The sequence below is a fragment of the Rhodococcus sp. PAE-6 genome, assembly GCF_025290685.1.
In the GTDB taxonomy this organism is placed as follows: Bacteria; Actinomycetota; Actinomycetes; order Mycobacteriales; family Mycobacteriaceae; genus Rhodococcus; species Rhodococcus pyridinivorans.
Genome location: NZ_JAOCLZ010000001.1, coordinates 1 through 25530 on the forward strand (window position 1 = coordinate 1; position 25530 = coordinate 25530).

The window sequence follows — 25530 nt, forward strand, 5'->3', positions numbered from 1 at the left end:
TGCGCCGATGGTACTGCACTCGACAGGGTGTGGGAGAGTAGGACACCGCCGAACACCCGTTCCGAAAGGGGACCCACTCGTTTGGGTCCCCTTTCGTGTTTTCATGAGAGGATCTTTCTGTGTCCGACGGCAACGGTGAACGTCGGTCCTTCAGGAGTGGAGGATCCACTCCGTGGTCGGGCCGCAAGAACGAGCGCGAGGAACGCGCCGGCGACAGCCGCGACGAGCGCGCACCCCGCGACCGCGACGAGCGTGGACGCGGCGACGACCGCCGGCAGGGTGGCTACGGATCCGCCGGACGTTCGTCCGGACGAGACGACCGTCCGCAGCGCGGTGACGATCGGCGCCCGCACCGGAGCGACGATCGGCGCCCCCAGCGCAGTGACGATCGGCGCCCCCAGCGCAGTGACGATCAGCGCTCCCAGCGTGGCGACGACCGCCGTTCCTTCCAGGGCGGAGACCGCCGGGATCGCGGCCGCGACGACGCTCGTTCCGGTCGCAGCGACCGTCCCTACCGCGAACGTTCCGGAGGCGACGACCGCCCCCGCCGCAGCGATGACCGGTCGAGCCGCGGCGACGAGCGTGGTCGGCAGTACGGCGACCGTCCCCGTCAGGTTTCGGACCGTCCCGGCGGTGAGCGCAGCTACGGCAACCGCGACGATCGTCGTGGTGGCGACCAGCGAGGCAGTGACCAGCGAGGTGGCGGCGACCGGCGAGGCTATTCCGGCGACCGCCGTGGCCCCCAGTCCGGTGACCGTCGTGGCGAGGGAGCACCCCGTCGTCGTGGCGGTGAAGGTGGATTCGGCCCGGGTCGCGGGCGCGATGGCATCGCACCGCAGCGTCGCGATGCACGTCCGGACGAGCCGGACATCCCCGACGACGTCGAGGCATCCGAGCTTGACCCGACGATCCGCCGCGATCTGCTGAGCCTGGACAAGTCGAACGCGAACTCCGTCGCCCGGCATCTGGTGATGGCCGGTCGTCTGCTCGACGACGATCCTCGCGCCGCGCTCACCCATGCTCGCGCCGCCCGTCAGCGCGCCGGCCGCATCGCGGTCGTCCGCGAGGCCGCCGGCATCACCGCCTACCACGCCGGGGAGTGGGCGGAGGCGCTGTCCGAACTCCGCGCAGCACGTCGCATGTCCGGTGGTACCGGACTGCTCGCCGTGATGGCCGACTGCGAACGCGGTCTCGGTCGCCCCGAGAAGGCGCTCGAACTGGGCCGGAGCGAGGAAGCTCGCAAGCTGACCGGCGACGAGGCGACAGAGCTGCGGATTGTCCTCGCCGGTGCCCGCATGGATCTCGGTCAGTACGACCAGGCCGTCGTCACCCTGCAGACGCCCGATCTCGACCCCGAGCGGACCGGTACACCGGCTGCCCGTCTCTTCTACGCCTACGCCGACGCTCTCGTCGCCGCCGGGCGGACCGAAGAAGGCCTGCAATGGTTCCTGCACTCCGCAGGCGCGGACATCGAAGGCGTCACCGACGCCGAGGAGCGGGTGGAGGAGCTCACCGGAGAGTCGCCGTGACCGACGGCACCGACGTTTCCGGCAGTACGGCTTCCAGCGACAGTCTGCGTCGGATCTACGACGTCCTGCTGCTCGACCTCGACGGCACCGTCTACCGGGGCGCCGAACCCGTCCCAGGTGCCCGCGAGGCGCTGGCCGCCGGTGACGACACCGTTCTGTACGTGACGAACAACGCCAGCCGCCGGCCGTCGGAGGTCGCCCTGCACCTGCGAGAACTCGGCTTCCCGGCCGACGACTCGTCGGTGGTGACGAGCTCGCAGTCCGCTGCGCGCCTGCTGGCCGAGCGGTTCCCGGCCGGTGTGCCGGTGCTCGTCGTCGGCACCGAGGCCCTGGCCGAGGAGGTGGCCGGTGTCGGCCTCACCCCGGTTCGGTCCGCGGACGCGCATCCGGTGGCGGTCGTGCAGGGGCATTCCCCGGACACCGGATGGGCGATCCTGGCGGAGGCGACGCTCGCCGTCCGCGCAGGCGCTCTGTGGGTGGCCACCAACGTCGACTCGACCCTGCCGACCGAGCGCGGACTCGTCCTCGGCAACGGGTCGATGGTCGCGGCAGTGCACAACGCCACCGGCGCGACCCCGATCGTGGCGGGCAAACCCGCAGCTCCGCTGCTCGAGGACGCGATCCGTCGCGGCGGTGCCCGTCGTCCCCTCGTCATCGGTGACCGGTTGGACACCGACATCGAAGGCGCCAACGCCGTCGGTGCGGATTCCCTGCTCGTGCTGACCGGGGTCAGCACCGTCGACGATCTGCTGCGGGCTCCGGCCGAGCAGCGCCCGACCTACGTCGCGGCCTCGCTCACGAGTCTCGATCAGCCGGCCGACCGGCTCCGTGTCGCATCGCACGACTCGTGGGACGTCACGGTCGACGGGGGTGATCTTCACCTCGCCGCCGCGCCGTCGGCCGCCGATCCGATGGAGGCGCTGCGGGGTCTGCTCGACATCGCCTGGGCCAACCCCGGATTCGGACAGGTCCGTCCGGTGGACGAGCGGGCGCGGTCCGTCGTGGACGCGTGGGCGGCGACGGTCTGATCCGCACCGGAGGGTGTAGCCCGGTCGCATCCATCGACTAGCGTGGACGGCGATGAGCACGCCGATTCCACGTCCGGGCGAACACCTTCCCGGCGCACGCCCCACCGTCGATCCCGCACACGTCCGCGAGGAGGTCGACGCTTTGCTGGCGCGTGTCCGCGAGGGCGCATCCGTCCCCGGTGCCGAGAGCGCCGATCAGTCCGTGCTGCTCGAGCAGGCCGACCTGCTCGAACGAGCCCACGAGGTCCTCGTGCAGGCTTTGTCGACCGTGGACAAGATCTGACGTGGCACGCCGGGCACGCGTCGACGCGGAACTGGTGCGGCGGGGTCTGGCGCGCTCACGCGAGCACGCCAGCGAACTGATCGCCGCAGGTCGGGTGCTGATCGCCGGCACCGTGGCCTCCAAACCGGCGACCGCCGTCGAACCGAACACGCCGCTGATCGTCACAGAGGGGAGCGACGAGGTCTCCTGGGCGTCCCGCGGTGCCCACAAGCTCCTCGGCGCCCTCGAGGCGTTCACGCCGCAGGGGTTGCAGGTGTCGGGGCGTCGCTGCCTCGACGCCGGCGCGTCGACCGGCGGTTTCACCGATGTCCTGCTGCACGAGGGTGCCGCGGAGGTCGTCGCAGTGGACGTCGGCTACGGCCAGCTGATCTGGCGCCTGCAGTCCGACGAGCGTGTCCACGTGATCGATCGAACGAATGTGCGTAGCATCGACGCGGAGACGATCGACGGGCGTGTCGACCTGGTGGTCGCGGACCTGTCGTTCATCTCGCTGAAGTTGGTGTTGCCGGCGTTCGTCGCCTGCGTCGCCCCCGGCGGCGACCTGCTGCCGATGGTCAAACCGCAGTTCGAGGTGGGCAAGGACCGGGTCGGCAGCGGTGGCGTGGTGCGCGATCCGGCGCTGCGCACCGAGGCGGTGCTCGACGTCGCGCGCGAAGCGCAACGCCAGGGTCTGCTCACCCTCGGAGCGGTGGCGAGTCCGCTGCCCGGACCGTCCGGGAACGTCGAGTACTTCCTGTGGCTGCGGGCCGGAGAGCCGGGGCCGGCGGAACTCGACCCTGCGGTGGTCGAACTGATCGAGCGTGCGGTGCAGGAAGGACCACAGTGAGCGAAGAGACCGCCGCGGAGGGCGCGGTGCGATCGGGCCGGGAGATCCTGCTGGTCTCCCATTCGGGGCGCGACGAGATCGCCGGCACCGCGCTGCGGGTCGCCAAGATGCTCGGTGAGGCCGGTATCGGTCTGCGCACCCTCGACGACGAGGCGGTGAGCAACGGACTCGGCGTCCTCGCCCTGCCGGGCAGTTTCATCAGCGTCGTCGAACCGGGACCGGAGGCGGCCGCCGGCTGCGAGATGGTGATCGTCCTCGGGGGCGACGGCAGCTTCCTGCGGGCCGCCGAACTCGCGCAGTACTCGGCGGTGCCCGTCCTCGGGATCAACCTCGGCCGCATCGGTTTCCTCGCCGAGTCCGAGGCCGAACACCTCGAGGAAGCGCTCATGCAGGTGGTGCGCCGCGAGTACCGCGTCGAACAACGCATGACGCTCGACGTGACGGTGCGCATGGACGCCGAGGTCCTCGACCGCGGGTGGGCGCTCAACGAGGCGAGTCTCGAGAACAAGTCGCGGCTCGGGGTCCTCGAGGTGGTGCTCGAGGTCGACGGTCGTCCGGTCTCGTCGTTCGGCTGCGACGGTGTCCTCGTCGCCACCCCGACGGGATCGACGGCCTACGCCTTCTCGGCCGGCGGACCGATCGTCTGGCCCGAACTCGAAGCGCTGCTGGTGATCCCGAGCAACGCACACGCTCTGTTCGCGCGCCCGCTGGTAACCAGCCCCGAGTCGATCATCGCCGTCGAGACCCTCGCCGGCGGCCACGACGGGGTGGTCTTCTGCGACGGTCGCCGCATCATCGACGTCCCGGCCGGGGCCCGGCTCGAAGTGGTGCGAGGATGCGATCCGGTCCGCTGGGTGCGGCTCGATTCGGCACCGTTCGCGGATCGGATGGTGCGCAAGTTCGAACTTCCGGTGAAGGGCTGGCGGGGAAGGAAACTCTGAGATGCTCGCAGAGATCCGGATCGACAACCTGGGTGTGATCTCCGAGGCGTACGCGCGCTTCCACGGGGGACTGACGGTGCTCACCGGCGAGACCGGTGCCGGCAAGACGATGGTCGTCACGAGCCTGCATCTGCTCTCCGGGGTGCGCGCCGACCCCTCCCGGGTACGGGTCGGCGCCAACCGCGCCGTGGTCGAAGGACGCTTCGAGATCGAACCGGCGCCCAGCCACATCGAACAGCAGATCGCCGAACTGCTCGAGGCCACCGGCGCCCAGCGCGACGAGGACGGCAGCATCATCGCCGTGCGCACCGTCGGCAGCGACGGCCGCTCCCGCGCCCACCTCGGCGGACGCAGCGTGCCGGTGGGGGTGCTGTCCGAGTTCACCGGGCCGCTGCTGACCGTGCACGGCCAGAACGACCAGCTGCGGCTCCTGCGTCCCGACGAGCAGCGCGCCGCGCTCGACCGGTTCGGCGGCAAGACCGTCGCCGGTCTGCTCGACCGCTACCGAACCCGGCGACGCCGCTGGCTCGAGGCCCGCGCCGAACTGCAGGAACGCACCGAACGGTCGCGTGAGCTCGCGCAGGAGGCCGATCGCTTGCACTTCGGTCTCGACGAGATCGACCGCGTCGCACCCGAACCGGGGGAGGACACCCGCATCGTCGACGAGGTGCGGCGCCTGTCCGACCTCGACTCGCTGCGCGAGGCGGCCACCGTCGCGCACAACGCCCTCGCCGGCGACGACAGCGGCGACGCCGACGCGTACTCGGCGGCACTCGACCTGCTCGGCGAGGCCCGCGCCCGCCTCGAGGGCTGCGACGATCCCGCCCTGCGCGAGCTCGGGCCCCGCCTCGGCGAGGCGATCGCGGTGGTCACCGACGTCACCGGCGACATCTCCGGTTATCTGTCCGACCTGCCGTCCGACCCGAGCGCGCTCGAGACCCTGCTCAACCGGCAGGCGGAACTGAAGAACCTCACCCGCAAGTACGCCGCCGACATAGACGGCGTGCTCGAGTGGGCGCGCGAGGCCCGCGAACGCCTGTCCGGACTGGACGTCTCCGCGGAGGCGATCGACAAGCTCGCCGCCGAGGTCGACGCGGAGGCCGCCGCGACCGCGGAGACCGCCACCGCGCTGTCGGCGGCGCGGCACAAGGTCGCCGGCAAACTCGCGAAGGCCGTGAGCAAGGAACTGTCCGGCCTCGCGATGGGGCGCGCCGTGCTCGACGTGCACATCGCCGACCGCGCGGCGACCGTGAGCGACACCGCCCCGCTGTCGGTCGGCGACCGGCTCCTGCACGCCGGCGAATCCGGGATCGACGAGGTGGAGTTCCGGCTCGCTCCGCACAGCGACGCCCCGGCCCGCCCGCTCGCCCGCAGCGCGTCCGGCGGTGAGCTCTCCCGCGTCATGCTCGCCCTCGAAGTGGTGCTCGCCGGTTCCGAGCGCGGCGCGACAATGGTCTTCGACGAGGTCGACGCCGGGGTCGGTGGCCGCGCCGCCGTCGAGATCGGCCGGCGTCTCGCGCGCCTGTCGCGCACCCACCAGGTCATCGTGGTCACGCACCTGCCGCAGGTCGCGGCGTTCGCCGACACCCATCTCGTCGTCGACGAGGTCGACGACCGGGCCGGGGTGATCAGCAGCGGGGTGCGCACCCTCAGCGAGGAGGAGAGGGTTACCGAACTGGCCCGCATGCTCGCCGGTCTCGACGACACCGAGACCGGACGTGCGCACGCCGAGGAACTGCTGGCCGTCGCCCACGCCGAGCGCACCGGCTGACCCGCCCGGCGCGCCGGGGTGATGTTCACACGACTACCGGCGCGCCTCCACAACCTCACTCGTATACCGGCGCATCATCTCTTGCATGAAGATGCCGGCGCTGCTGTCCCGTAACAACGAAACGTTGCCCGGAGTGAGTGGCATTGCCCGGGTCGACAGGAACACCGCGAAGCTGCTGCGCCGGATCGGTCCCGGCGACGTGGTCGTCCTCGACGCCATCGACCTCGATCGTGTCACCGCCGACGCGCTCGTCGAGGCGGGCGTCACCGCGGTGATCAACGCGTCCCCGTCGATCTCGGGCCGGTACCCGAATCTCGGTCCCGAAGTGATCGTCGCGCACGACATCGTGCTCGTCGACAACGTCGGCACCGAGGTCTTCAAGAAGATCAAGGACGGCGCGAAGGTCCGGGTGCACGAGGGTGGCGTGTACGCGGGGGAGAAGCTCCTCATGGAGGGCGACGAGCAGACCGACATCGAGATCTCCGACCGCATGATCGAGGCGCGAACCGGGCTCGTCGATCACCTCGAGGCGTTCTCGGGCAACACCATCGAGTTCATCCGCTCGGAGAGCCCGCTGCTCATCGACGGCGTCGGCATCCCCGACATCGACCTGGACCTGCGCGACCGGCACGTCGTCGTCGTCTCCGACGGCCCCGGGCATGTGCAGGACCTCAAGGATCTCAAGCCGTTCATCAAGGAGTACTCACCGATCCTGGTGGGCGTCGGCCCCGGCGCGGACGCCCTCTTCAAGGCGGGCTATCGCCCCGACCTCATCGTCGGCGACCCCGACGAGATCGGCACTTCCACCCTCAAATCGGGCGCCGAAGTGGTGCTGCCCGCCGACCCGGACGGCCACGCCCCGGGTCTCGAGCGGATACAGGATCTCGGCATCGGCGCGATGACCTTCCCCGCCGTCGGCACCCCCACCGACCTGGCGCTGCTGCTCGTCGAGCATCACGGTGCGGCGCTGGTGGTGACCGTCGGCAGCACTGTCTCGCTCGACGAGTTCTTCGACCACGGCCGTCGCGACACCAATCCGTCGGCGGTGATGACCCGTCTGAAGGTCGGGCCGAAACTCGTCGATGCGAAGGCGGTGGCCACCCTCTACCGCAGCCGCGTCTCGGGCGGCGTGATCGCCCTGCTCGTCTTCGCGGCCCTCATCGCCGTGATCGCCGCACTCGCCGTGTCCAATCTCGGTGCCGACGTCGTCGAACTCGCCCGGCAGTGGTGGGACTCCGCCGTCGAGTGGATTCGGGGTCTGCGCGCGTGATCTCGATGCGCCATCACGTCGTCTCCCTGGTGGCGGTGTTCCTCGGCCTGGCGGTCGGGATCGTGCTCGGCTCCGGATTGCTGGCCGACAGCGTCGTCTCCGGCTTGCGCGACGACAAGGCCGAGCTGCGCCGCGAGATCCAGGAGGCCGAGGACCACGGCAGCCGGCTCGAGGCACAACTGCTCGCCGCCGACGGGTTCGACTCGACCGTCGGCCCGCGGATCGTGCGCGACGAACTCCTCGACCGCACCGTCCTTCTCGTGACCACCCCGGACGCCGCACCCGAGGACGTCGACGCCGTCGTGCGGTCCGTCGGTGATGCCGGCGGCCGGGTCACCGCCCGGATCGCGCTGACCGATTCGTTCGTCGACGCCTCCGGCACCGACCAGCTCCGCACAACCGTCACCAACGTCGTGCCCGCCGGCGTGGAACTGCAGACCGGCGCCGTCGACCCGGGCAGCCTCGCCGGGGATCTGCTCGGCGCGGTGCTGCTCGTCGACCCGGGCACCGGACAACCGCGCAGCACCCCCGAGGAACGCGCCCTCGCCCTGACCACACTGCGCAGCGGCGGTTTCGTCACCTACGAGGACGGTCAGGTCGAACCGGCCCAGAGCGCCCTCGTTGTCACCGGCGACCACAGCGGCAACGCCGAACGCGCCGGCAATCGCGGGTCGCTCATCGCGCGCTTCGCCGGGGTCGTCGACGGCCGCGGCGCCGGCGCGGTGCTCGCCGGCCGCACGGGGGCAGCGGAGGGCAACGGACCGATCGCCGTCGTGCGGGCCGACGCCGCGCTCGCCGCGGGCCTGTCCACGGTCGACAATCTCGACCGCGAATCGGGGCGCCTGACGACGGTTCTGGCGCTGCGCGAGCAGTACGACGGGGGCACCGGCCGGTACGGGACGGGGCCGAGCGCCACCGCCGTCACCGTCGGCTCCCCGGCCCGCTGAGCGTCGCCGCCTGTGACGTCGATTGCACCGAGGGTCGGCAATCGCGAGTCGGGTACGCGCCCGCCCACGGAGGTGTTACCGTGAAGTTCCGTGGGTCGGCAGGCCCCAGCTGTATCGCATCAGTCCAAAAGTCCTGCACCTGACGTCACGGGAGCTTCTTTGCCACAGTCACGCCACTCGCGTACCCCTACCAAGCACATCTTCGTCAGCGGGGGCGTCGCGTCCTCTCTCGGCAAGGGGCTCACAGCGTCGAGCCTGGGCACTCTGCTCACCGCACGCGGCATGCGCGTGACGATGCAGAAGCTCGACCCCTACCTCAACGTCGACCCCGGCACGATGAATCCGTTCCAGCACGGTGAGGTCTTCGTCACCGAGGACGGCGCCGAGACCGACCTCGACGTGGGCCACTACGAGCGCTTCCTCGACCGCGACCTGTCCGCCGACGCGAACGTCACCACCGGGCAGGTGTACTCCACGGTCATCGCCAAGGAACGCCGCGGCGAATATCTCGGCGACACCGTGCAGGTCATCCCGCACATCACCGACGAGATCAAGCGCCGCATCCTCGCTATGGCCGCACCCGACTCCGAGGGCCAGACCCCCGACGTGGTGATCACCGAGATCGGTGGCACCGTCGGCGACATCGAGTCGCAGCCCTTCCTCGAGGCCGCCCGCCAGGTGCGCCACGAGGTCGGCCGCGACAACTGCTTCTTCCTGCACGTCTCGCTCGTGCCCTATCTCGGGCCGTCCGGTGAGCTGAAGACCAAGCCGACCCAGCACTCGGTGGCCGCGCTGCGCAACATCGGTATCCAGCCCGACGCGCTCGTACTGCGCTGCGACCGCGACGTGCCGGCCTCGCTCAAGGCGAAGATCTCGCTGATGTGCGACGTCGACGTCGCCGGCTGCATCTCCTGCCCCGACGCGCCGAGCATCTACGACATCCCGAAGGTGCTCCACAGCGAGGGACTCGACGCCTACGTCGTGCGCCAGCTCGGCCTGCCCTTCCGGGACGTCGACTGGACCGTGTGGGGCAACCTGCTCGAGCGGGTCCACAACCCCCGCGAGACCGTCGAGGTCGCGCTCGTCGGCAAGTACATCGACCTGCCCGACGCCTACCTGTCGGTCACCGAGGCGCTGCGCGCCGGCGGTTTCGCGCACCGCGCGAAGGTCAAGATCCGCTGGGTCGCCTCCGACGAGTGCGAGACCGAGGCCGGTGCGGAGAAGCACCTCGGCGACGTCGACGCCGTCCTGATCCCCGGCGGCTTCGGCATCCGCGGCATCGAGGGCAAGCTCGGCGCCATCCGGTTCGCCCGCACCCGCCGGATCCCGCTGCTCGGCCTGTGCCTGGGCCTGCAGTGTGTCGTCATCGAGGCCGCGCGGTCGGTCGGCATCGAGGACGCGTCGTCCACCGAGTTCGATCCCGACACCACCGCCCCGGTGATCTCCACGATGGCGGACCAGGAACAGGCGGTCGCCGGTGAGGCCGATCTCGGCGGCACCATGCGTCTCGGTGCCTACCCGGCCACGCTGAAGAAGGGCTCGGTCGTGGCCAGGGCCTACGGCAGCGAGCAGGTCTCCGAACGGCACCGGCACCGCTACGAGGTCAACAACGCCTACCGCGACAAGATCGCCAAGTCCGGTCTGGTGTTCTCCGGCACCTCCCCGGACGGGCGACTCGTCGAGTTCGTCGAGTACCCGGCCGAGCAGCATCCGTTCTTCGTCGCCACCCAGGCGCACCCGGAACTCAAGAGCCGGCCCACCCGCCCGCACCCGCTGTTTTCCGGCCTCGTTGCCGCGGCACTGCAGTACAAGGCGGCTGAGCGACTCCCGGTCGACATCCACGGCGAGAACAGCACCTCCGAGGAATCGGTCGGCTCGACCGCGTCGACGTCCACCGCCGGCGACGCCGAGTAGTCGACATGGCGCAGCGACACGACTTCCGCACCCTGGACAGCCGGCGGATCTACACGGGCGCCATCGTGTCGCTGCGCGTCGACATCGTGGCGATGCCCGACGGGCACACCGCCGAACGCGAAGTGGTCGAACACCACGGTGCGGTCGCGGTGGTGGCCGTCGACGAGAAGGACCGGGTGGTGCTCGTGCACCAGTACCGGCACCCGCTCGGCCGGCGACTGTGGGAACTGCCCGCCGGGCTGCTCGACGCACCCGGCGAGGACCCCCTCGACACCGCCCGCCGCGAACTCGCCGAGGAGACCGGCCTGGCCGCCGCCGACTGGGAACTCCTCGTCGACATCGCGCTCTCACCCGGATTCACCGACGAAGCCGTGCGCGTCTTCGCCGCCCGCGGCTTGAGCGAGGTCGACCGGCCCGAACCCGAGCACGAGGAGGCCGATCTCGAGGTCCGCCGCGTCCCGGTGGACGAGGCCGTGGCGATGGTGCTGCGCGGGGAGATCGTCAACGCCACCGCGGTGTCCGGTCTCCTCGCGTTCGCAACCGCCCGCGCGACGGGCACCGCGACCCGCGCACCGGACGCGCCGTGGCCGGACCGGCCCACCACCTTCGCCCGCACGCGCGCGGAGGGGTGAGCAGTGCTGCCCGGTGAGGAGCGTCCCGCCACGCAGGTCGCTCCGCAGCCGTCCCCGACACTCACCGGGCAACTCGACGCCTATCTCGCGCACCTGACCGTCGAACGGGGGGTCGCGACGAACACCCTCGCCTCCTACCGCCGCGACCTGCTGCGCTACGTCGAACACCTCACCGACATCCACATCGGTGACCTCGCCGACGTGCACGAACACCACATCAGCGACTTCGCCGCGAGCCTGCGCCGCGGAGACCCGGAACGCAACCGCCCGGCGCTGGCAGCGAGCTCGGCCGCCCGCGCCCTGATCGCCGTGCGCGGCCTGCACCGCTTCGCCGCCGCCGAAGGACAGACCCCGGTCGACGTCGCCCGCACCGTCAAACCCCCGGCGGCCGGGCGTCGCCTGCCCAAGGCGCTGACCGTCGACCAGGTCACCGCGATCCTCGACGCCGCCGGCCGCGACGCCGACGGACCCCGCAGCATGCGCGACCGCGCCCTGCTCGAACTGCTGTACTCCACCGGCGCCCGCATCTCCGAGGCCGTCGGGCTCGACGTCGACGACATCGACACCGAATCACGCTCCGTGCTGCTGCGCGGCAAGGGCGGCAAACAGCGACTCGTCCCGGTCGGACGCCCGGCGCTCGGCGCGCTCGACGCCTATCTCGTGCGGGGACGACCCGCCCTGACAACCGGCCGCACCGCCGCGGTCTTCCTCAACGCGCGCGGCGGCCGCCTGTCGCGGCAGAGCGCGTGGAAGGTGCTGCAGACCGCCGCCGAACGCGCCGGAGTCGACGTCGGGGTGTCGCCGCACACGCTGCGGCACTCCTTCGCGACGCACCTGCTCGACGGTGGCGCCGACGTACGCGTGGTACAGGAGTTACTGGGGCATGCTTCTGTGACGACCACGCAGATATACACCCTGGTCACCGCCGGTGCCCTCCGCGAGGTATGGGCGCAGGCGCATCCGCGGGCACGATGACCGACTCCGCAGGGGACGCGTGTCCGTGCGGTGATCCTGCCGACGAAGCGGTAGCGTTCTGGGGACGAGCCGCCGGGTCACCCGACGGGTCGACGAGAAGACATCCGGGTCGCAAGACAGGGGGAGTACCGAACGTGGGCACACCTCGGCCACCCGCCACGTACACGGAGCCGGAGCACCTCCGGTCGAACACCGTCCCGGTCGACGCACACGGCCGCGAGGACACCGACAGAACGTCCACCACCGAGCCTTCCACCACCTCCGGAACCGCTGCCGAGTCCGATCTCGGACCGACCGGCCGGCCACGCCGTCCCGTCCCGGAACCGGTGCCGTTGTCCACCCACGGACCGGCCCGCATCATCGCGATGTGCAACCAGAAGGGCGGGGTCGGCAAGACCACCTCGACCATCAACCTCGGGGCGTCCCTCGCCGAGTACGGGCGCCGCGTCCTGCTCGTCGACCTCGACCCGCAGGGCGCACTGTCCGCCGGACTCGGTGTCGCCCACCACGATCTCGATCTCACCGTGCACAACCTGCTCGTCGAACCGCGGGTGTCCACCGACGACGTGCTCGTGCGCACCCACGTCGAGGGCCTCGACCTGCTGCCGAGCAACATCGACCTGTCGGCGGCCGAGATCCAGCTCGTCTCCGAGGTCGGCCGCGAGCAGGCCCTGGGCCGCGCCCTGTACCCGGTGCTCGACCGCTACGACTACATCCTCGTCGACTGCCAGCCGTCGCTGGGGTTGCTCACCGTCAACGCGCTCGCCTGCGCCGACTCGGTGCTCATCCCCATGGAATGCGAGTTCTTCAGCCTGCGCGGCCTGGCGCTGCTCAACGACACCGTCGCCAAGGTCCGCGACCGGCTCAACCCGAAGCTGACCGTTGCCGGCATCCTCGTCACCATGTTCGATCAGCGCACCCTGCACGGTCGTGAGGTGATGTCGCGGGTCGTGGAGGTCTTCGGCGATCTCGTCTACGACGCCGTCATCAACCGCACCGTCAAGTTCCCCGAGACCAGCGTCGCCGGCGAACCCATCACCCGCTGGGCGCCCACCTCTGCCGGCGCCGAATCGTACCGCGCACTCGCGCGGGAAGTGATCCACCGGAGCGATCGCTGAGCCCCGTGCACGCTCCCGTCCAGGACTCTGCGGACACCGGCACGGCACCCGATGTGGAGGTCGACGCGGTGGTCCTCGAGGAACCCACCGAACCGGACCGGCCGGAGGTCGAGGAGACCACCTCGGGCTTCCATGTGCGCCTGCGCAACTTCGAGGGGCCGTTCGACCTGCTGCTCACCCTCATCTCGCAGCGTCGCCTCGACGTCACCGAGGTGGCTCTCCACGAGGTCACCGACGACTTCATCGCCTACACCCGCAAACTCGGTCCCGAACTCGGCCTCGATCAGACCACCGAGTTCCTGGTCGTCGCCGCGACCCTGCTCGACCTCAAAGCCGCCCGGCTGCTGCCCGCCGGCGAGGTCGACGACCCCGAGGATCTCGCCCTGCTCGAGGCCCGCGACCTGCTGTTCGCGCGTCTGCTGCAGTACCGGGCCTACAAGCAGATCGCCGAACAGTTCGCCGCCCTCGAGGCCGCCGCCCTGCGCCGCTATCCGCGCGCGGTGTCGCTCGAGGAGTGCTACGAGAATCTCGTACCGGAGGTCGTGCTCGGTGTCGACGCGCACCGCTTCGCCGAGATCGCGGCCGCGGCGTTCCGGCCGAAACCACCACCGACCGTCGGCCTCGACCACCTGCACACCCCGAAGGTGTCGGTTCCCGAACAGGCCGCCCACATCCTCGGCCTGCTGCGCGCCCGCGGCGCCGGCGTCTGGGTCGGATTCGACGAACTCGTCGCCGACTGCGATCTCGGACTGCTCGTCGTCGCCCGGTTCCTCGCGCTGCTCGAGCTCTACCGCGAACGTGCCGTCACCTTCGAACAACCCGACCCACTCGGACATCTGCAGGTCGCGTGGACAGGGGAGACCGACGGGGAGGCCATCGATTTCGAGGAGGACTACGGGTGAACGACGACACCGTCGCGCGGGAGCACGCGGACGACACCGTCGCGCGGGAGCACGCGGACGACACCGTCGCGCGGGAGCACGCGGACGACTCTGCGCCCGAGAGTGACGCTGCGCCGGGGAGCGCGGACGACACCGCGCGGGAACGTGACGAAGACACTGCTGCGCCGGAACGCGCGTGGGACGGTGAACTTCTCGAGATCGCCGCCGACGAACTCACTGCGGCACTCGAGGCACTGTTGCTCGTCGTCGACACCCCCGCGCCGACCGAGCAGCTCGCGACCGCCATCGGGGTCACCGCCGACCGCGCCGAGGCCGCGCTGCGGCGTCTCGCACAGGACCTCACCGCGCGCGGATCCGGCATCGACCTGCGGTTCGCGGGCGACGGCTGGCGCTTCTACACGCGCCGCGATTTCGCGCCCTACGTCGAGAAGCTGCTGCAGGGTGGCGCGCGCACCAAGCTCACCCGCGCCGCACTCGAGACGCTCGCCGTGATCGCCTACCGGCAACCGGTGACCCGCAGCCGTGTCGGTGCCGTGCGCGGCGTCAACGTCGATGGGGTGATGCGCACCCTGCTCGCGCGGGATCTGATCGCAGAGGCGGGCACTGATCCGGAGACCGGCGGCACGCTCTACGTCACCACGGAGCTGTTCCTCGAACGTCTCGGCCTGGCATCTCTGCAGGATCTGCCGCCCGTTGCGCCGCTTCTGCCCGATGTCGATGTGATCGACGACATCGCCGACAGTCTCGAGTCGGACCCACGATTTGAGAGAATGGGTAGGAACGCGCGTCCCGAGACTCTCTCGCCCGCGGAGTTCGATCCAGAGAACTGACAGGAACCAAGTGAATACACCCGCTCGCCGTGATGGCACACCGGACCGTAGAAGAAACAATCCTCGTAGCGCGAACACGCGCAACACCGGGGGATCCCGCTCGGGACGCGCGGAAGCACCGCGTTCCGGAGGACGCACCGAAGCTCCCCGCTCCGATCGCCGGGCCACTCCCGGCCAGTCGGCCGGGGGCCGCAATCCGGCACAGTCGGCCGGAGGTCGCAAACCGTCACAGCCGGCCGCCGGTCGGAAACCGCACCGCAAGGGCACCTCGACCGGTAAGCCCTCCAAGCCTGCCGCCAAGCGCGTCGCGCAGCGCGTCGTTCCGACCGTGAGCAACGCCCGTCCCGCGCGGCACCAGCATCGCGAGGCCGGCCCCGCCAAGCTGCCCGCCGGTGAAGGCGTGCGGCTGCAGAAGGTGCTCGCCCAGGCCGGCGTCGCCTCGCGCCGCGCCGCCGAGGAACTCATCGCCGCGGGTCGCGTCGAGGTCGACGGCAACATCGTCGTCGAGCAGGGCCTGCGCGTGGACCCGGAGAACGCCGTGATCCGGGTCGACGGCGTCCGCGTCGTCATCAACAAGGATCTCGTGCACCTCGTGCTGAACAAGCCCCGCGGCTGGCAGTCCACGATGTCCGATGATCTCGGCCGTCCGTGCGTCGGCGACATCGTCTCCGAACGCGTCGCCGCCGGGCAGCGTCTGTTCCACGTCGGTCGTCTCGACGCCGACACCGAGGGGCTGCTGCTGCTCACCAACGACGGCGAACTGGCCCATCGGCTGATGCACCCGTCCTTCGAGGTGCCCAAGACCTACCTGGCGACCGTCAAGGGTGTGCTCGCCCGTGGTGTCGGCAAGCAGCTCAAGGCAGGCATCGAACTCGAGGACGGACCCGCCTCCGTCGACGAGTTCTCGCTGCTCGAGGTCCACGAGGGCCAGTCGCTCGTGCGGCTCGTGCTGCACGAGGGACGCAAGCACATCGTGCGACGTCTGCTCGACGCGGTCGGGTTCCCCGTGATCCGGCTCGTGCGCACCAACATCGGTCCCGTGGCGCTCGGCGACCAGCGTCCCGGCACCCTCCGTGTCCTCGGCCGCAACGAGGTCGGGGGCCTGTACCAGGCGGTGAAGCTGTGACCGGCGCACCGGCCGACGCGTTGGTCGTCGCGATGGACGGGCCGTCCGGCACGGGCAAGTCCACCGTCTCCAAGCGTCTCGCGCAGCATCTCGGTGCCGCCTATCTCGACACCGGCGCGATGTACCGCATCGCGACGCTGCACGCCCTGCGCCGCGGCACCGATCTGACCGATCCGGCCGCGATCGCCGCGGTCACCGCCGGCCTGCCGTGGTCGATCGGCACCGACCCCACCGTCGAGGACATCCGCCTCGACGGGGACGACGTGCGCGAGGTCATCCGCGGCGCCGAGGTCACGGCCGCGGTCTCCGCGGTCTCCGCCGTGCCCGAGGTGCGCACCCTGCTCGTCGAGGCCCAGCAGCGGCTCGGCCGCGCCGAGCACCGTGTCGTGATCGAAGGACGCGACATCGGCACCGTCGTCTTCCCCGACGCGGACGTGAAGATCTTCCTCACCGCTTCGGCGGAGGCCCGCGCGCACCGGCGCAACAACCAGAACATCGCCGAGGGTCGCGGCGACGACTACGAGGCGGTCCTCGCCGCGGTGCAGCGCCGCGACCACCTCGACTCCACCCGCGCGGTGTCCCCGCTGCGTGCGGCGGACGACGCGGTCGTCGTGGACACCAGCGACATGAACATCGACGAGGTGATCGCCGCGCTGCTCGCGGTGGTCACCGAGCAGACTGGAGCGAAGCTGTGAGCGACGACCTGAGTACTGACTACACCGGGTTCGACGGCGACGGCACGTGGTCGGAAGAAGGCGACTGGGACATCGAATTCGCCGAGGGCGGCGACCTCGAGGAGTTCGTCCCGGTCCCGACCGTCGCCGTGGTCGGCCGACCGAACGTCGGCAAATCCACCCTGGTCAACCGCATCATCGGCCGACGGGAAGCCGTCGTCGAGGACGTCCCGGGCGTCACCCGCGACCGCGTCTCGTACGAGGCGTCGTGGAACGGCCGCCGGTTCATGGTGCAGGACACCGGCGGATGGGAACCCGACGCGAAGGGCATGCAGCAGTCCGTGGCCCGCCAGGCGGAGGTCGCGATGCGCACCGCCGACGCGATCCTCGTCGTCGTCGATGCCACCGTGGGCGCCACCAGCGTGGACGAGGCCGTCGCGAAGGTGCTGCGTCGGTCGAAGACTCCGGTGCTGCTCGTGGCGAACAAGGTAGACGACGACCGTGTCGAATCCGAAGCCGCGACACTGTGGTCTCTCGGACTCGGCCAGCCCTATTCGGTATCGGCCACCCACGGTCGCGGCACCGGTGATCTGCTCGACGAGCTGCTCGCCAAGCTGCCGGCCACGCCCCGCGAGGGTACCGGTGGGGAAGGGCCTCGCCGCGTCGCGCTGGTGGGCAAGCCGAACGTCGGCAAGTCGAGCCTGCTCAACAAGCTCGCCGGCGACGAACGGTCGGTGGTGCACGACATCGCCGGCACCACCGTCGACCCGGTGGACTCGATCGTCGAGCTCGGCGGCAAGCCGTGGCGCTTCGTCGACACCGCCGGTCTGCGCAAGCGCGTCAACAGTGCGTCCGGCGCCGAGTTCTACGCCTCCCTGCGCACGCGGGGTGCGATCGACGCGGCCGAGGTGGCGGTGCTGCTCATCGACGCCTCGCAGCCCATCACCGAGCAGGATCAGCGGGTCATCACGATGGTCGTCGAGTCCGGGCGCGCCCTGGTGATCGCGTTCAACAAGTGGGATCTCGTCGACGAGGATCGCCGCTACGAACTCGGCCGCGAGATCGACCGCGACCTGTTGCGGGTGCCGTGGGCATCGCGGGTGAACATCTCCGCCAAGACCGGTCGCGCCGTGCAGAAGCTCGTCCCGGCCATGGAGACGGCCCTCGAGTCGTGGGACAAGCGCATCTCGACCGGACGCCTGAACTCGTGGCTCAAGGAGGTCGTGGCCGCGACTCCGCCGCCGATGCGCGGCGGTCGCCTGCCCCGGGTGTTGTTCGCCACCCAGGCGGCCACGCGGCCGCCGACCTTCGTGCTGTTCACCACGGGCTTCCTCGAGGCCGGCTACCGCCGCTTCCTCGAGCGTCGCCTGCGGGAGGAGTTCAACTTCGACGGCAGTCCCGTGCGGATCTCGGTGCGCGTGCGGGAGAAGCGCGACCGCCGCAAGTGAGCTCCCGACGTCCGGTCGTGAAAACGCGCTGACCAGCCGATTAGTGTTTCGGTCCGTTCCTGTTGTAATCTCTGAGAGCGCTCGGAGAGAGCGCGGACGGGCTGTGGCGCAGCTTGGTAGCGCACTTGACTGGGGGTCAAGTGGTCGCAGGTTCAAATCCTGTCAGCCCGACGTAAACGCCCAGGTGAGAGTAAGTTTCTCGCCTGGGCTTCGTCATGTCCCGGGGGCGTTTTTGTCTGGTCCCGCGGCCGGCCGAGCAGCCGCGTCGGTGCGGTGCGCGACGTTGGCTCGGCGGCTTCCTGTGGATAAGGGGACCAGAGCCGCAGCGAGGCGGTCGATCGGCGGTCACAGCCTGCGCCCCTGCCGGGCTCGCGGTGCCTTGGACTTCGCGGCACCGCGTGACGATCTGCTGAGAAGGGCGTTGGCCTGCCGGTAGTCGATTTTCACCTGGGCGAGGGCGGCCTGGAGCCTGAGCGAGTTGGTCCAGGCGTACTCGGGTCCCTGGGCACCCCGGCGCCGGCGCACTCCAGCAACAGGCGGACGTTCGCTTCCCGCAGCCCCTCCAAGAAGGCGCCGATATCGCAGCCATAGACCCCGATCGTCATGATCGTGAGCATCGTATGCTCCCCATCTTCCTGCTGCTCGCGCCGGCGAGACCGGCACGAGCAGCAGGAGTGGCAAGGCTGCGTTACGCGACAGCGGTTCCGTCGAGTTCGATCATCTGACCGGGGATCGCCAGCCGCGTCACCCCGAGCATCGTGGTTGTGGGCGCGACGCCCGCGGCGCCGAGCCGCCCGGCGAGCACGCCGTAGTGCGGGAACAGCGCGTCCACGTCGGTGGTGTACACGTTGAGCCTGACGAGGTCTGTTAGGGACATGCCGGCCTCGGCGAGCACGGCTTCGAGGTTGTCCACGGCCAGCGCGAGCTGGGCCGCGATGTCCCCGTCGTGCTCGGGCCGGCCGTCCTTGCTCATCGCGGTCTGCCCCGAGATGTAGAGGGTCCGGGTGTGCCCTGCGACGACCTCGCCCTGGTTGAATCCCATCTCCTGCGACCATGTCACCGGGTTGACCGCTGTTCGTTCCATTGCCACTCCAATCGTTGCGACTGCGAGCGCCCGGCGGCCGGGTGGCCGCCGTCCTCAACGCCCGCAAACTCAGCCTCCCAACAAAACGCGACATCTTGTGTCATGATTTTTGAAAGGAATGAAACTATGCGAGCCGATCGGTTGGTCTCACTGGTGCTGCTGCTGCGCCAGCGGGGTCGGATGACCGCGGACGAACTCGCCGGCGAGCTGGAGGTCTCCGCCCGCACGGTGCTGCGCGACATCGAGGCGCTGTCCACTGCCGGCGTCCCGGTCTACGCCGATCGCGGGCGACACGGCGGGTTTTCCCTGCTTCCCGGCTTCCGCACGGAGCTGACCGGACTGAACCATGACGAAGCCCTCGCGCTGCTGACCGCCGGGTCGGGCCGCGGCGAGAAGGTCTTCGGCCTCGGCACCGCGCTCGCTTCCGCGATGCGCAAGGTGGTCGATGCGCTGCCCGAAGGCCACCGCACCAGCCTGGACGATGCGGCCCGGCGGTTCCTGGTCGAGCCCGACACCGACCTGCTCTCACGACGGCTGGTCACCGAGGACGTGGCGAGTGACGTGATGGGCGTAGTCCGCCATGCCGTGCTCACCGGGCACAAGCTTCGCTTCCAGTACACCGCACCGGACAAGGCACCCCGCTGGCACGCCGTCGATCCGATCGGTCTGGTCACCGTTCGCGACCGCACCTACCTGCTGGCCACCAAGTCGGGAGAGGATCGGACGTACCGGCTCTCGCGCATGGTGACCGCCGAGGAGCTTCCGGAACTGGCCGAGCGTCCCGCGCAGGTTGACCTCGACCGCATCTGGGCCGAGCGCAGCGCCCAGTTCTTGTCGAAGAACCACATCCCTGTGCTGGTCAGGGTCGAACCCACGCGACGTGAGGAGTTGCTGAACACCGCGCGAGCTGTCCGCGCCGAGGAACCGGAGGAAGACGGCTGGGTGCGCCTCGACGTGACCTTCGAGGACCTGCGGCACGCTGTCTGGGCGATCTGGCAGCTCGACACCGCCGCCGAAGTCCTCGCACCCGAGTCGCTGCGTGCGGCCCTCCGCGACCGGGCGGCAACCCTCAACGCCAGATACGAGAGCTTTGCCCGGTCACCTGCGGAGCCTTCGCGCGGCTCAACGCCCGACAGCCACTAGGAGTGACGCCCACGCTACGGCGAAACTGACGGGCAGCGAAGTTCGGATCGCCCCACCCCACCCGCTCAGCGATCGTCGTGATCGGCGCAGCCGTGGTGCGCAGACATGCTGCCATTCGCTCCGTCCGGAGCATCGTCGGGTACGCGATCGGAGATTGCCCGAAGGGCGACGACGCCGAGGCAACGGTGTCCGACGGCGACGTCTCGTCGTGGGCGGTCCCGCGACGTGCGGTCGGGCGCGTGCTGGCCGATCTGGTCGACCGACCCGAGTACGCCCGCGCCACAGTGGCGGTCTCCTGACACGGATCGCGCCGAACGCTCCCGGAGCGGGGTGCGCACCGTCCACGATGAGAAATGCGTCGGCGGACGGTCATTCTTCGTGCGGCACCATCCGTGCCCTGCGGCACCCGCGAAAGGACCACGATGACCACACGATTCAATCCCTATCTCGCATTCCGCGATTCCGCGCGCGAGGCCATGGAGTTCTACAGGTCGGTGTTCGGCGGCGAACTGACGGTGAGCAGATTCGTGGACATGAACGCCTCGCAGGATCCGAGCGAGGACGACAAGGTGATGCACTCGATGCTCACCACCGACCGCGGCTTCGTGCTCATGGCCTCGGACACCCCGAACGGCATGGACTACACGCCCGGCACGAACTTCTCGCTGTCGCTCAGCGGGGACGACGAGAGCGTGCTCCGGGGTTGGTGGGACGCGCTGAGCGAGAGCGGTCGCGTCGACATGCCGCTCGAGCGTGCCCCCTGGGGCGATCTGTTCGGCATGTGCACCGATCGCTTCGGCGTGTCGTGGATGGTCAGCATCGGCGACCAGCAGGGCTGAACCCGCGCCGCTCGGCGCCCGTCAGCCGAGGCGGGCGTCGAGCTCGCGCACCAGTTTCGGTGGCGCGGTCTGCCGATAGGACATGTCGAGCAGTTCGGCGACCTCGTCCCAGTCCACCTCCGGACGGGCGAGGTCGTACCCGACCCACCCGGACGGCCCGAAATACATCGGCACATAGGTGTGGGGTTCCTCGAGCAGCGCGCGGCGCTCCTCCTCGTCGGGCTTGACGATGAGGGAGCGGGGAAACGGTGCGCGGGTGCCCTTCTCGCCGCCTCCGTAGACCGCGAAGGCCGTCCGGGTGGAGAAGAACGGACGGCCGTGCGAGATCTTCTCGGAGGCGCCGGGCAGGGCCAGCGCGAGCGAGCGCACACGAGCTAGCAGGGGATCCGCCTCGTCGAACATCACCGGATGCGGCATGAGCGGAGCGTACCGAGCGACTACGACAACGGTCGCGAGATCAACTCTTCCGACTCGTCAGCGCATGGATACCGGCGTGCAACAGCGGCTCGACGCCGCGGCCGAGTTCCTCGAACCCGTCGCCGACCGTCTTGCCCTGACGGAACCGGAAGTAGATGCCCTCGAGGATCACCGCGAGCTTGTAGTAGGCCAGGGCGAGGTGGAACGCCATGTCCGACAGGTCGCGTCCACCGGCGGCCTCGTACCGGGCAAGCAGTTCGTCGTCGCCGAGGAAGCCCGGAGCGCGGGACACCGTCGACACGGGGAACTCCGTGTTCTCCCGCGCCAGCCGCTGGTACACCAGCAGCAACGCCACATCGGTGAGGGGATCGCCGAGCGTGGCCATCTCCCAGTCCAGCACCGCGACCACCTTGTCGTCGTCGTCGACGAGGACGTTGTCGAGCCGGTAGTCGCCGTGCACGATGCCCACCTCGCCGTCGCCCGGCAGATTGTCGACGAGCAGCCGGTGCAGCTCGTCGGCGCCGTCGAGGTCCCGGCTGTGCGAGTTCTCGAGCTGGGTGGTCCAGCGCCGCACCTGCCGCTCGAGGAAGCCCTGGGGGCGGCCGAAGTCCTCGAGACCCACGGTCGCCGGGTCCACCGCGTGCAGGGCGGCCAGGGTGTCGATCATCCGCTCGGAGATCACGCGCGTGCGCTCGGCGCCGAGCGGTTCGAGTTCCTCCGCGGTGCGATAGGGCGTCCCCACGACCAGATCCATGAGATAGAAGGGCGCGCCGAGCACCGAATCGTCCTCGCACAGCAGATGCGAGCGGGGGACCGGTACCGCGGTGCCGGCGAGCGCGGAGATGACGCGGTACTCGCGAGCCATGTCGTGTGCGGTCGCGAGGACGTGTCCGAGTGGGGGACGGCGCAACACCAGCCGCCGATCGCCGTCGGTCACCTCGTAGGTGAGATTCGAGCGTCCGCCGCTGATCAGGCGCGCGCGGAGGGGACCGGAGAACAGGTCGGGGGCGGAGGTCTGCAGATAGGCATCGAGCGCATCGAGGGCATCGAGGTCGAGGCCGGCGGGCACGTCGTTCATCGAGCTCCTTTCCGTCGGCTCCCACTATGACCGCGGGTGGGGATCCGTGTTCGGAGAACTCCCACCCCATGCAGATAATCCGGACTGCACGGAAACCATAAATATCCAGAACTCCCCCCCTCGAGGCCGGTGTCACCGACACCGGCCAGCGCATGCGCCTAGCCGCCGGGGCAGTTGTGACGAACTACTGTCGACCCATGCCCGCTGCTCACCCTCTCGACAGAGACAACGTCCGCGACGCGCTGGACGCGTTCGATTCGCGCCGACTGCCGCTCGACGGCCGCCGGCACGCAGCCGTCGTCGTGGCGGTGCTCGACGACGGGAACGGTAACCCCGTCATGCCCCTCACACGGCGACCGACCCGTCTGCGGGCACATCCCGGCCAGTTCGCGTTGCCGGGCGGACGTCTGGACGAGGGAGAGCAGCCCGAGGAGGCCGCCCTGCGCGAGCTGCACGAGGAACTCGGAATCGACCTCGGCCCCGAGTCCGTCCTCGGCCGGCTCGACGACTACATCACCCGCTCCGGTTACGTCATGTCACCGTTCGTCGTGTGGTCGGACACCGCGGTGAGCGATCTGAAGCCCAGCCCCGACGAGGTCGACGTGCTCTTCGCCGTCACCACCGACGAACTCGACGTCGACCCGCGCTTCGTCACCATCCCCGAATCCGACAAGCCGGTGATCCAGTGGCCCTTCCGCGGTCACCTCGTGCACGCACCGACCGCCGCGGTGGTCTACCAATTCCGCGAAGTCGTGCTGCGCCGGCGGGCCACCCGCATCGACGGTCTCGAGCAGCCGGTCTTCGCCTGGCGCTGACACCCCGGAATCTCCGCTCGCGCGGCTGTGGAAGGCTGGACTCCGCGCCCGAACGGAACGCCGGCGGGGCATCACGAGAACGACCTCACGAGAACACGGAGCGGCCCCACCATGACCGATGCGACCGGAACCGCCGACGCGCGCGGATCGGACCGCATCCTCACCGTGCCGAACGTCCTCAGCTTCGTCCGGCTGCTGGGTGTGCCCGTCTTCCTCTATCTCATCCTCGTCGCCCACGCCGACGTCTGGGCGCTGATCCTGCTGGCCGCGAGTAGCATCACCGACTGGGCCGACGGCAAACTCGCCAGGCTGCTCGACCAGACCTCCCGCCTCGGAGCCCTTCTCGATCCCGCCGTCGACCGCCTCTATATCGTGGCCACCCTCGTCGCCCTCGTGGCGCGCGACATCGTGCCTTGGTGGATCGCGGTGATCCTCGTCGGCCGCGAACTCGTCCTGGCGCCGACCCTGGCCGTCTACCGGCGCCGGGAACTGTCCCCGCCGGACGTGCTCTACCTCGGCAAGGGCGCCACCTTCCTGCTCATGTGCGCGCTGCCGCTGATGCTCGGGGCCGTCGCCGTGCCCGCCTCGGAGCCGATCACCGGACCGCTCGGCTGGGCCGCCCTGATCTGGGGGACCGTACTGTACGTGTGGACCGGCCTGCTGTACCTCGGGCAGGCCGTCGTGACGGCACGGACCGTGCCGGCCGGGCGGTGATCCGATGAGCCGCGCGTGGGAACGCATCCGGCGCAATCCGGTGCCCTCGCTCCTGAAGTCGCTCCTCGAGGATCATCTCGACCCCGGCTACGCTGCGTCCGCCGCGGACCGGGCTGCGGGGCGCTCGAGCACCTCTCCGAGCGCGTCGCGCGCGTGGCTCGGCGCCGGAGTTCTCCTCGCCGGCCTCGTGATCGGCATCGCGTACGCGCACAACGCCGACGTGCAGGCCGGCACCGACAGCACCCGCGCCGAGATCCTCGACTCCCTCCGGGCAGGGGATGAACGCATCACCGCGCTCACTGCACAGCGGGACGAACTCGGTGCCGCGGTCGACGAACGACGCACCGCCCTGTTCTCCGACGGAGGCGACGGCGCGACCATCCTCGACCGACTCCGCGACGCCGAGGCCGCAGCCGCAGCAACACCGGTGCGCGGTCCGGGGATCACGGTCACCCTCACCGAACCCACCGCGCGACCGAACCTGTCGGATGCGGCGCGAATCGAGGACCGACCCACCGCGCTCGTCCTCGACCGCGACCTGCAGTCGGTCGTCAACGCGCTGTGGGCGGCCGGTGCGGAGGCCGTAGAGGTCGGGGGCGTGCGGGTGGGTCCCGGGGTGACCATCCGGCAGGCCGGGGGAGCGATGCTCGTCGACAACCGGCCCGTATTCTCCCCGTACACGGTCTCGGCGGTGGGATCTCCCTCCCGACTGCAGACGACCTTCGTCGTCAGCGACGCCTACCTGCGCATCGCGGGGATACAGCAGCTCTACGGGGTGGGATTCACCCTCGCAGAGGAGGACGATCTCGAGTTTCCGGCCGCCACGGTCCGGAAACTCGGCAGCAGTGGAGAAACGGGGTACAGGTGAAGCGTCTCGAACACGGTCACGCGCTCTACGCGGTGCTCGCACTGGCGATCGGGATCGGCGCCGGAATCGTGTTCAGCCCACAGGTACCCGATGTCGTGCAGCCCTACCTGCCCATCGCGGTGGTCGCCGCGCTCGACACGGTCTTCGGCGGTCTGCGCGCCTATCTCGACGACATCTTCGACGCGAAGGTGTTCGTGGTGTCGTTCGTCTTCAACGTCCTCGTCGCCGCCCTGATCGTGTGGCTCGGCGACCAGCTCGGCGTGGGCACCCAGTTGTCGACCGCGGTCATCGTCGTCCTCGGCATCCGCATCTTCGGAAACGCTGCAGCCCTACGTCGTCGCCTGTTCGGGGCCTGACC

At 70.0% G+C, this 25530-nt stretch carries 27 protein-coding genes, 1 tRNA gene and 1 pseudogene; 25 read left to right on the top strand and 4 right to left on the bottom strand.

Features of this window, described 5'->3' with window-relative positions; genetic code table 11:
* Window positions 1-701: 701 nt before the first annotated feature.
* From NVV99_RS00005 to NVV99_RS00090, 18 genes and pseudogenes are all read left to right on the top strand, one after another.
* Window positions 702-1529: pseudogene (locus NVV99_RS00005) on the top strand (tetratricopeptide repeat protein); the annotation flags it as partial.
* Window positions 1526-2557 (top strand): HAD-IIA family hydrolase, encoded by a 1032-nt coding sequence (locus NVV99_RS00010; protein ID WP_019289626.1) that lies wholly within the window; start codon window positions 1526-1528, stop codon window positions 2555-2557. The pseudogene NVV99_RS00005 and the gene NVV99_RS00010, both read left to right, overlap by 4 nt.
* A gap of 52 nt (window positions 2558-2609) precedes the next feature.
* Window positions 2610-2840: a hypothetical protein gene (locus NVV99_RS00015; protein ID WP_019289625.1), complete on the top strand. Its 231-nt coding sequence runs from the start codon at window positions 2610-2612 to the stop codon at window positions 2838-2840.
* A gap of 1 nt (window position 2841) precedes the next feature.
* Entirely contained in the window at window positions 2842-3666 is an 825-nt protein-coding gene (locus NVV99_RS00020) for a TlyA family RNA methyltransferase (RefSeq protein WP_024101115.1), read from the top strand.
* The gene (locus NVV99_RS00025; RefSeq protein WP_006552721.1) at window positions 3663-4607 is read left to right on the top strand and encodes an NAD kinase; all 945 of its coding nucleotides are present in this window, start codon (window positions 3663-3665) and stop codon (window positions 4605-4607) included. The genes NVV99_RS00020 and NVV99_RS00025 overlap by 4 nt, the downstream gene beginning before the upstream one ends.
* Before the next feature lies 1 nt (window position 4608).
* Window positions 4609-6378 (top strand): DNA repair protein RecN, encoded by a 1770-nt coding sequence (gene recN, locus NVV99_RS00030; RefSeq protein ID WP_260782735.1) that lies wholly within the window; start codon window positions 4609-4611, stop codon window positions 6376-6378.
* 85 nt (window positions 6379-6463) lie between these two features.
* Window positions 6464-7648 (top strand): putative cytokinetic ring protein SteA, encoded by a 1185-nt coding sequence (steA, locus tag NVV99_RS00035; RefSeq protein ID WP_024101114.1) that lies wholly within the window; start codon window positions 6464-6466, stop codon window positions 7646-7648.
* The gene (locus NVV99_RS00040; protein ID WP_019289621.1) at window positions 7645-8595 is read left to right on the top strand and encodes a copper transporter; all 951 of its coding nucleotides are present in this window, start codon (window positions 7645-7647) and stop codon (window positions 8593-8595) included. Before steA ends, NVV99_RS00040 begins: the two co-directional genes overlap by 4 nt.
* Window positions 8596-8754: 159 nt before the next feature.
* Complete coding sequence (locus tag NVV99_RS00045; protein WP_024101113.1) at window positions 8755-10509, top strand: CTP synthase; 1755 nt, start codon at window positions 8755-8757, stop codon at window positions 10507-10509.
* 5 nt (window positions 10510-10514) lie between these two features.
* Window positions 10515-11141: an NUDIX hydrolase gene (locus NVV99_RS00050; RefSeq protein ID WP_024101112.1), complete on the top strand. Its 627-nt coding sequence runs from the start codon at window positions 10515-10517 to the stop codon at window positions 11139-11141.
* A gap of 3 nt (window positions 11142-11144) precedes the next feature.
* Window positions 11145-12116, top strand: coding sequence for a site-specific tyrosine recombinase XerD (gene xerD / locus NVV99_RS00055; RefSeq protein WP_019289618.1), 972 nt, complete (start codon window positions 11145-11147; stop codon window positions 12114-12116).
* 134 nt (window positions 12117-12250) lie between these two features.
* Window positions 12251-13234: a ParA family protein gene (locus NVV99_RS00060; RefSeq protein WP_024101111.1), complete on the top strand. Its 984-nt coding sequence runs from the start codon at window positions 12251-12253 to the stop codon at window positions 13232-13234.
* A 68-nt stretch (window positions 13235-13302) separates the two neighbouring features.
* Window positions 13303-14136, top strand: coding sequence for a ScpA family protein (locus tag NVV99_RS00065; protein ID WP_050993493.1), 834 nt, complete (start codon window positions 13303-13305; stop codon window positions 14134-14136).
* 197 nt (window positions 14137-14333) lie between these two features.
* Entirely contained in the window at window positions 14334-14966 is a 633-nt protein-coding gene (gene scpB / locus NVV99_RS00070) for an SMC-Scp complex subunit ScpB (protein WP_051424918.1), read from the top strand.
* A gap of 10 nt (window positions 14967-14976) precedes the next feature.
* Entirely contained in the window at window positions 14977-16092 is a 1116-nt protein-coding gene (locus NVV99_RS00075) for a pseudouridine synthase (RefSeq protein WP_260782736.1), read from the top strand.
* A gap of 32 nt (window positions 16093-16124) precedes the next feature.
* Window positions 16125-16787: a (d)CMP kinase gene (gene cmk, locus NVV99_RS00080; RefSeq protein WP_039958193.1), complete on the top strand. Its 663-nt coding sequence runs from the start codon at window positions 16125-16127 to the stop codon at window positions 16785-16787.
* The gene (gene der / locus NVV99_RS00085) at window positions 16784-18214 is read left to right on the top strand and encodes a ribosome biogenesis GTPase Der (protein ID WP_019289613.1); all 1431 of its coding nucleotides are present in this window, start codon (window positions 16784-16786) and stop codon (window positions 18212-18214) included. Before cmk ends, der begins: the two co-directional genes overlap by 4 nt.
* Window positions 18215-18311: 97 nt before the next feature.
* A tRNA-Pro gene (locus tag NVV99_RS00090) sits at window positions 18312-18385 on the top strand.
* Window positions 18386-18902: 517 nt separating this feature from the next.
* On the opposite strand, the gene NVV99_RS00095 is transcribed toward NVV99_RS00090, so the two are convergent.
* On the bottom strand, window positions 18903-19298 hold the full coding sequence (locus tag NVV99_RS00095; RefSeq protein ID WP_024101108.1) for a RidA family protein: 396 nt from the start codon (window positions 19296-19298) through the stop codon (window positions 18903-18905).
* Window positions 19299-19424: 126 nt separating this feature from the next.
* Here NVV99_RS00095 and NVV99_RS00100 point away from each other — a divergent pair, with 126 nt between their 5' ends.
* The gene (locus NVV99_RS00100) at window positions 19425-20441 is read left to right on the top strand and encodes a YafY family protein (RefSeq protein WP_024101107.1); all 1017 of its coding nucleotides are present in this window, start codon (window positions 19425-19427) and stop codon (window positions 20439-20441) included.
* On the opposite strand, the gene NVV99_RS27230 is transcribed toward NVV99_RS00100, so the two are convergent.
* The gene (locus NVV99_RS27230; protein ID WP_197539122.1) at window positions 20368-20574 is read right to left on the bottom strand and encodes a hypothetical protein; all 207 of its coding nucleotides are present in this window, start codon (window positions 20572-20574) and stop codon (window positions 20368-20370) included. The two genes, NVV99_RS00100 and NVV99_RS27230, sit on opposite strands and share 74 nt — an antisense overlap.
* Here NVV99_RS27230 and NVV99_RS00105 point away from each other — a divergent pair.
* Both NVV99_RS00105 and NVV99_RS00110 read left to right on the top strand, forming a co-directional pair.
* The gene (locus NVV99_RS00105) at window positions 20519-20740 is read left to right on the top strand and encodes a hypothetical protein (protein ID WP_019289610.1); all 222 of its coding nucleotides are present in this window, start codon (window positions 20519-20521) and stop codon (window positions 20738-20740) included. The genes NVV99_RS27230 and NVV99_RS00105 overlap by 56 nt on opposite strands.
* A 123-nt stretch (window positions 20741-20863) precedes the next feature.
* Window positions 20864-21280: a VOC family protein gene (locus NVV99_RS00110; protein WP_024101106.1), complete on the top strand. Its 417-nt coding sequence runs from the start codon at window positions 20864-20866 to the stop codon at window positions 21278-21280.
* Window positions 21281-21301: 21 nt separating this feature from the next.
* Here NVV99_RS00110 and NVV99_RS00115 read toward each other — a convergent pair whose 3' ends face one another.
* On the bottom strand, window positions 21302-21697 hold the full coding sequence (locus NVV99_RS00115; protein ID WP_024101105.1) for an MmcQ/YjbR family DNA-binding protein: 396 nt from the start codon (window positions 21695-21697) through the stop codon (window positions 21302-21304).
* Between the two features lie 40 nt (window positions 21698-21737).
* The gene (locus NVV99_RS00120; RefSeq protein WP_024101104.1) at window positions 21738-22775 is read right to left on the bottom strand and encodes a phosphotransferase family protein; all 1038 of its coding nucleotides are present in this window, start codon (window positions 22773-22775) and stop codon (window positions 21738-21740) included.
* 197 nt (window positions 22776-22972) lie between these two features.
* Between NVV99_RS00120 and NVV99_RS00125 the strand changes: the two genes are divergently transcribed.
* The 4 genes from NVV99_RS00125 to NVV99_RS00140 all read left to right on the top strand — a co-directional run bounded on the left by NVV99_RS00125 (window position 22973) and on the right by NVV99_RS00140 (window position 25528).
* Window positions 22973-23590: a CoA pyrophosphatase gene (locus NVV99_RS00125; protein WP_019289607.1), complete on the top strand. Its 618-nt coding sequence runs from the start codon at window positions 22973-22975 to the stop codon at window positions 23588-23590.
* Between the two features lie 111 nt (window positions 23591-23701).
* Window positions 23702-24304, top strand: a complete 603-nt coding sequence (locus NVV99_RS00130) for a CDP-alcohol phosphatidyltransferase family protein (protein ID WP_024101103.1) — start codon at window positions 23702-23704, stop codon at window positions 24302-24304.
* A 4-nt stretch (window positions 24305-24308) separates the two neighbouring features.
* Complete coding sequence (locus NVV99_RS00135) at window positions 24309-25172, top strand: DUF881 domain-containing protein (protein ID WP_024101102.1); 864 nt, start codon at window positions 24309-24311, stop codon at window positions 25170-25172.
* Window positions 25169-25528 carry a small basic family protein gene (locus NVV99_RS00140; protein WP_006552743.1) on the top strand — a complete coding sequence of 120 codons (360 nt, stop codon included), beginning with the start codon at window positions 25169-25171 and terminating at the stop codon, window positions 25526-25528. Before NVV99_RS00135 ends, NVV99_RS00140 begins: the two co-directional genes overlap by 4 nt.
* Window positions 25529-25530 lie beyond the last annotated feature (2 nt).

Excerpts from the sequence above, each read along its gene's own strand:
- NVV99_RS00015 (WP_019289625.1), top strand. The coding sequence starts at position 2,610 with ATGAGCACGCCGATTCCACGTCCGGGCGAACACCTTCCCGGCGCACGC.
- recN (WP_260782735.1), top strand. The coding sequence starts at position 4,609 with ATGCTCGCAGAGATCCGGATCGACAACCTGGGTGTGATCTCCGAGGCG.
- steA (WP_024101114.1), top strand. The coding sequence starts at position 6,464 with ATGAAGATGCCGGCGCTGCTGTCCCGTAACAACGAAACGTTGCCCGGA.
- NVV99_RS00050 (WP_024101112.1), top strand. The coding sequence starts at position 10,515 with ATGGCGCAGCGACACGACTTCCGCACCCTGGACAGCCGGCGGATCTAC.
- cmk (WP_039958193.1), top strand. The coding sequence starts at position 16,125 with ATGGACGGGCCGTCCGGCACGGGCAAGTCCACCGTCTCCAAGCGTCTC.
- NVV99_RS00095 (WP_024101108.1), bottom strand. The coding sequence starts at position 19,298 with ATGGAACGAACAGCGGTCAACCCGGTGACATGGTCGCAGGAGATGGGA.
- NVV99_RS00100 (WP_024101107.1), top strand. The coding sequence starts at position 19,425 with ATGCGAGCCGATCGGTTGGTCTCACTGGTGCTGCTGCTGCGCCAGCGG.
- NVV99_RS27230 (WP_197539122.1), bottom strand. The coding sequence starts at position 20,574 with ATGCTCCGGACGGAGCGAATGGCAGCATGTCTGCGCACCACGGCTGCG.
- NVV99_RS00110 (WP_024101106.1), top strand. The coding sequence starts at position 20,864 with ATGACCACACGATTCAATCCCTATCTCGCATTCCGCGATTCCGCGCGC.
- NVV99_RS00115 (WP_024101105.1), bottom strand. The coding sequence starts at position 21,697 with ATGCCGCATCCGGTGATGTTCGACGAGGCGGATCCCCTGCTAGCTCGT.
- NVV99_RS00120 (WP_024101104.1), bottom strand. The coding sequence starts at position 22,775 with ATGAACGACGTGCCCGCCGGCCTCGACCTCGATGCCCTCGATGCGCTC.
- NVV99_RS00125 (WP_019289607.1), top strand. The coding sequence starts at position 22,973 with ATGCCCGCTGCTCACCCTCTCGACAGAGACAACGTCCGCGACGCGCTG.
- NVV99_RS00130 (WP_024101103.1), top strand. The coding sequence starts at position 23,702 with ATGACCGATGCGACCGGAACCGCCGACGCGCGCGGATCGGACCGCATC.
- NVV99_RS00135 (WP_024101102.1), top strand. The coding sequence starts at position 24,309 with ATGAGCCGCGCGTGGGAACGCATCCGGCGCAATCCGGTGCCCTCGCTC.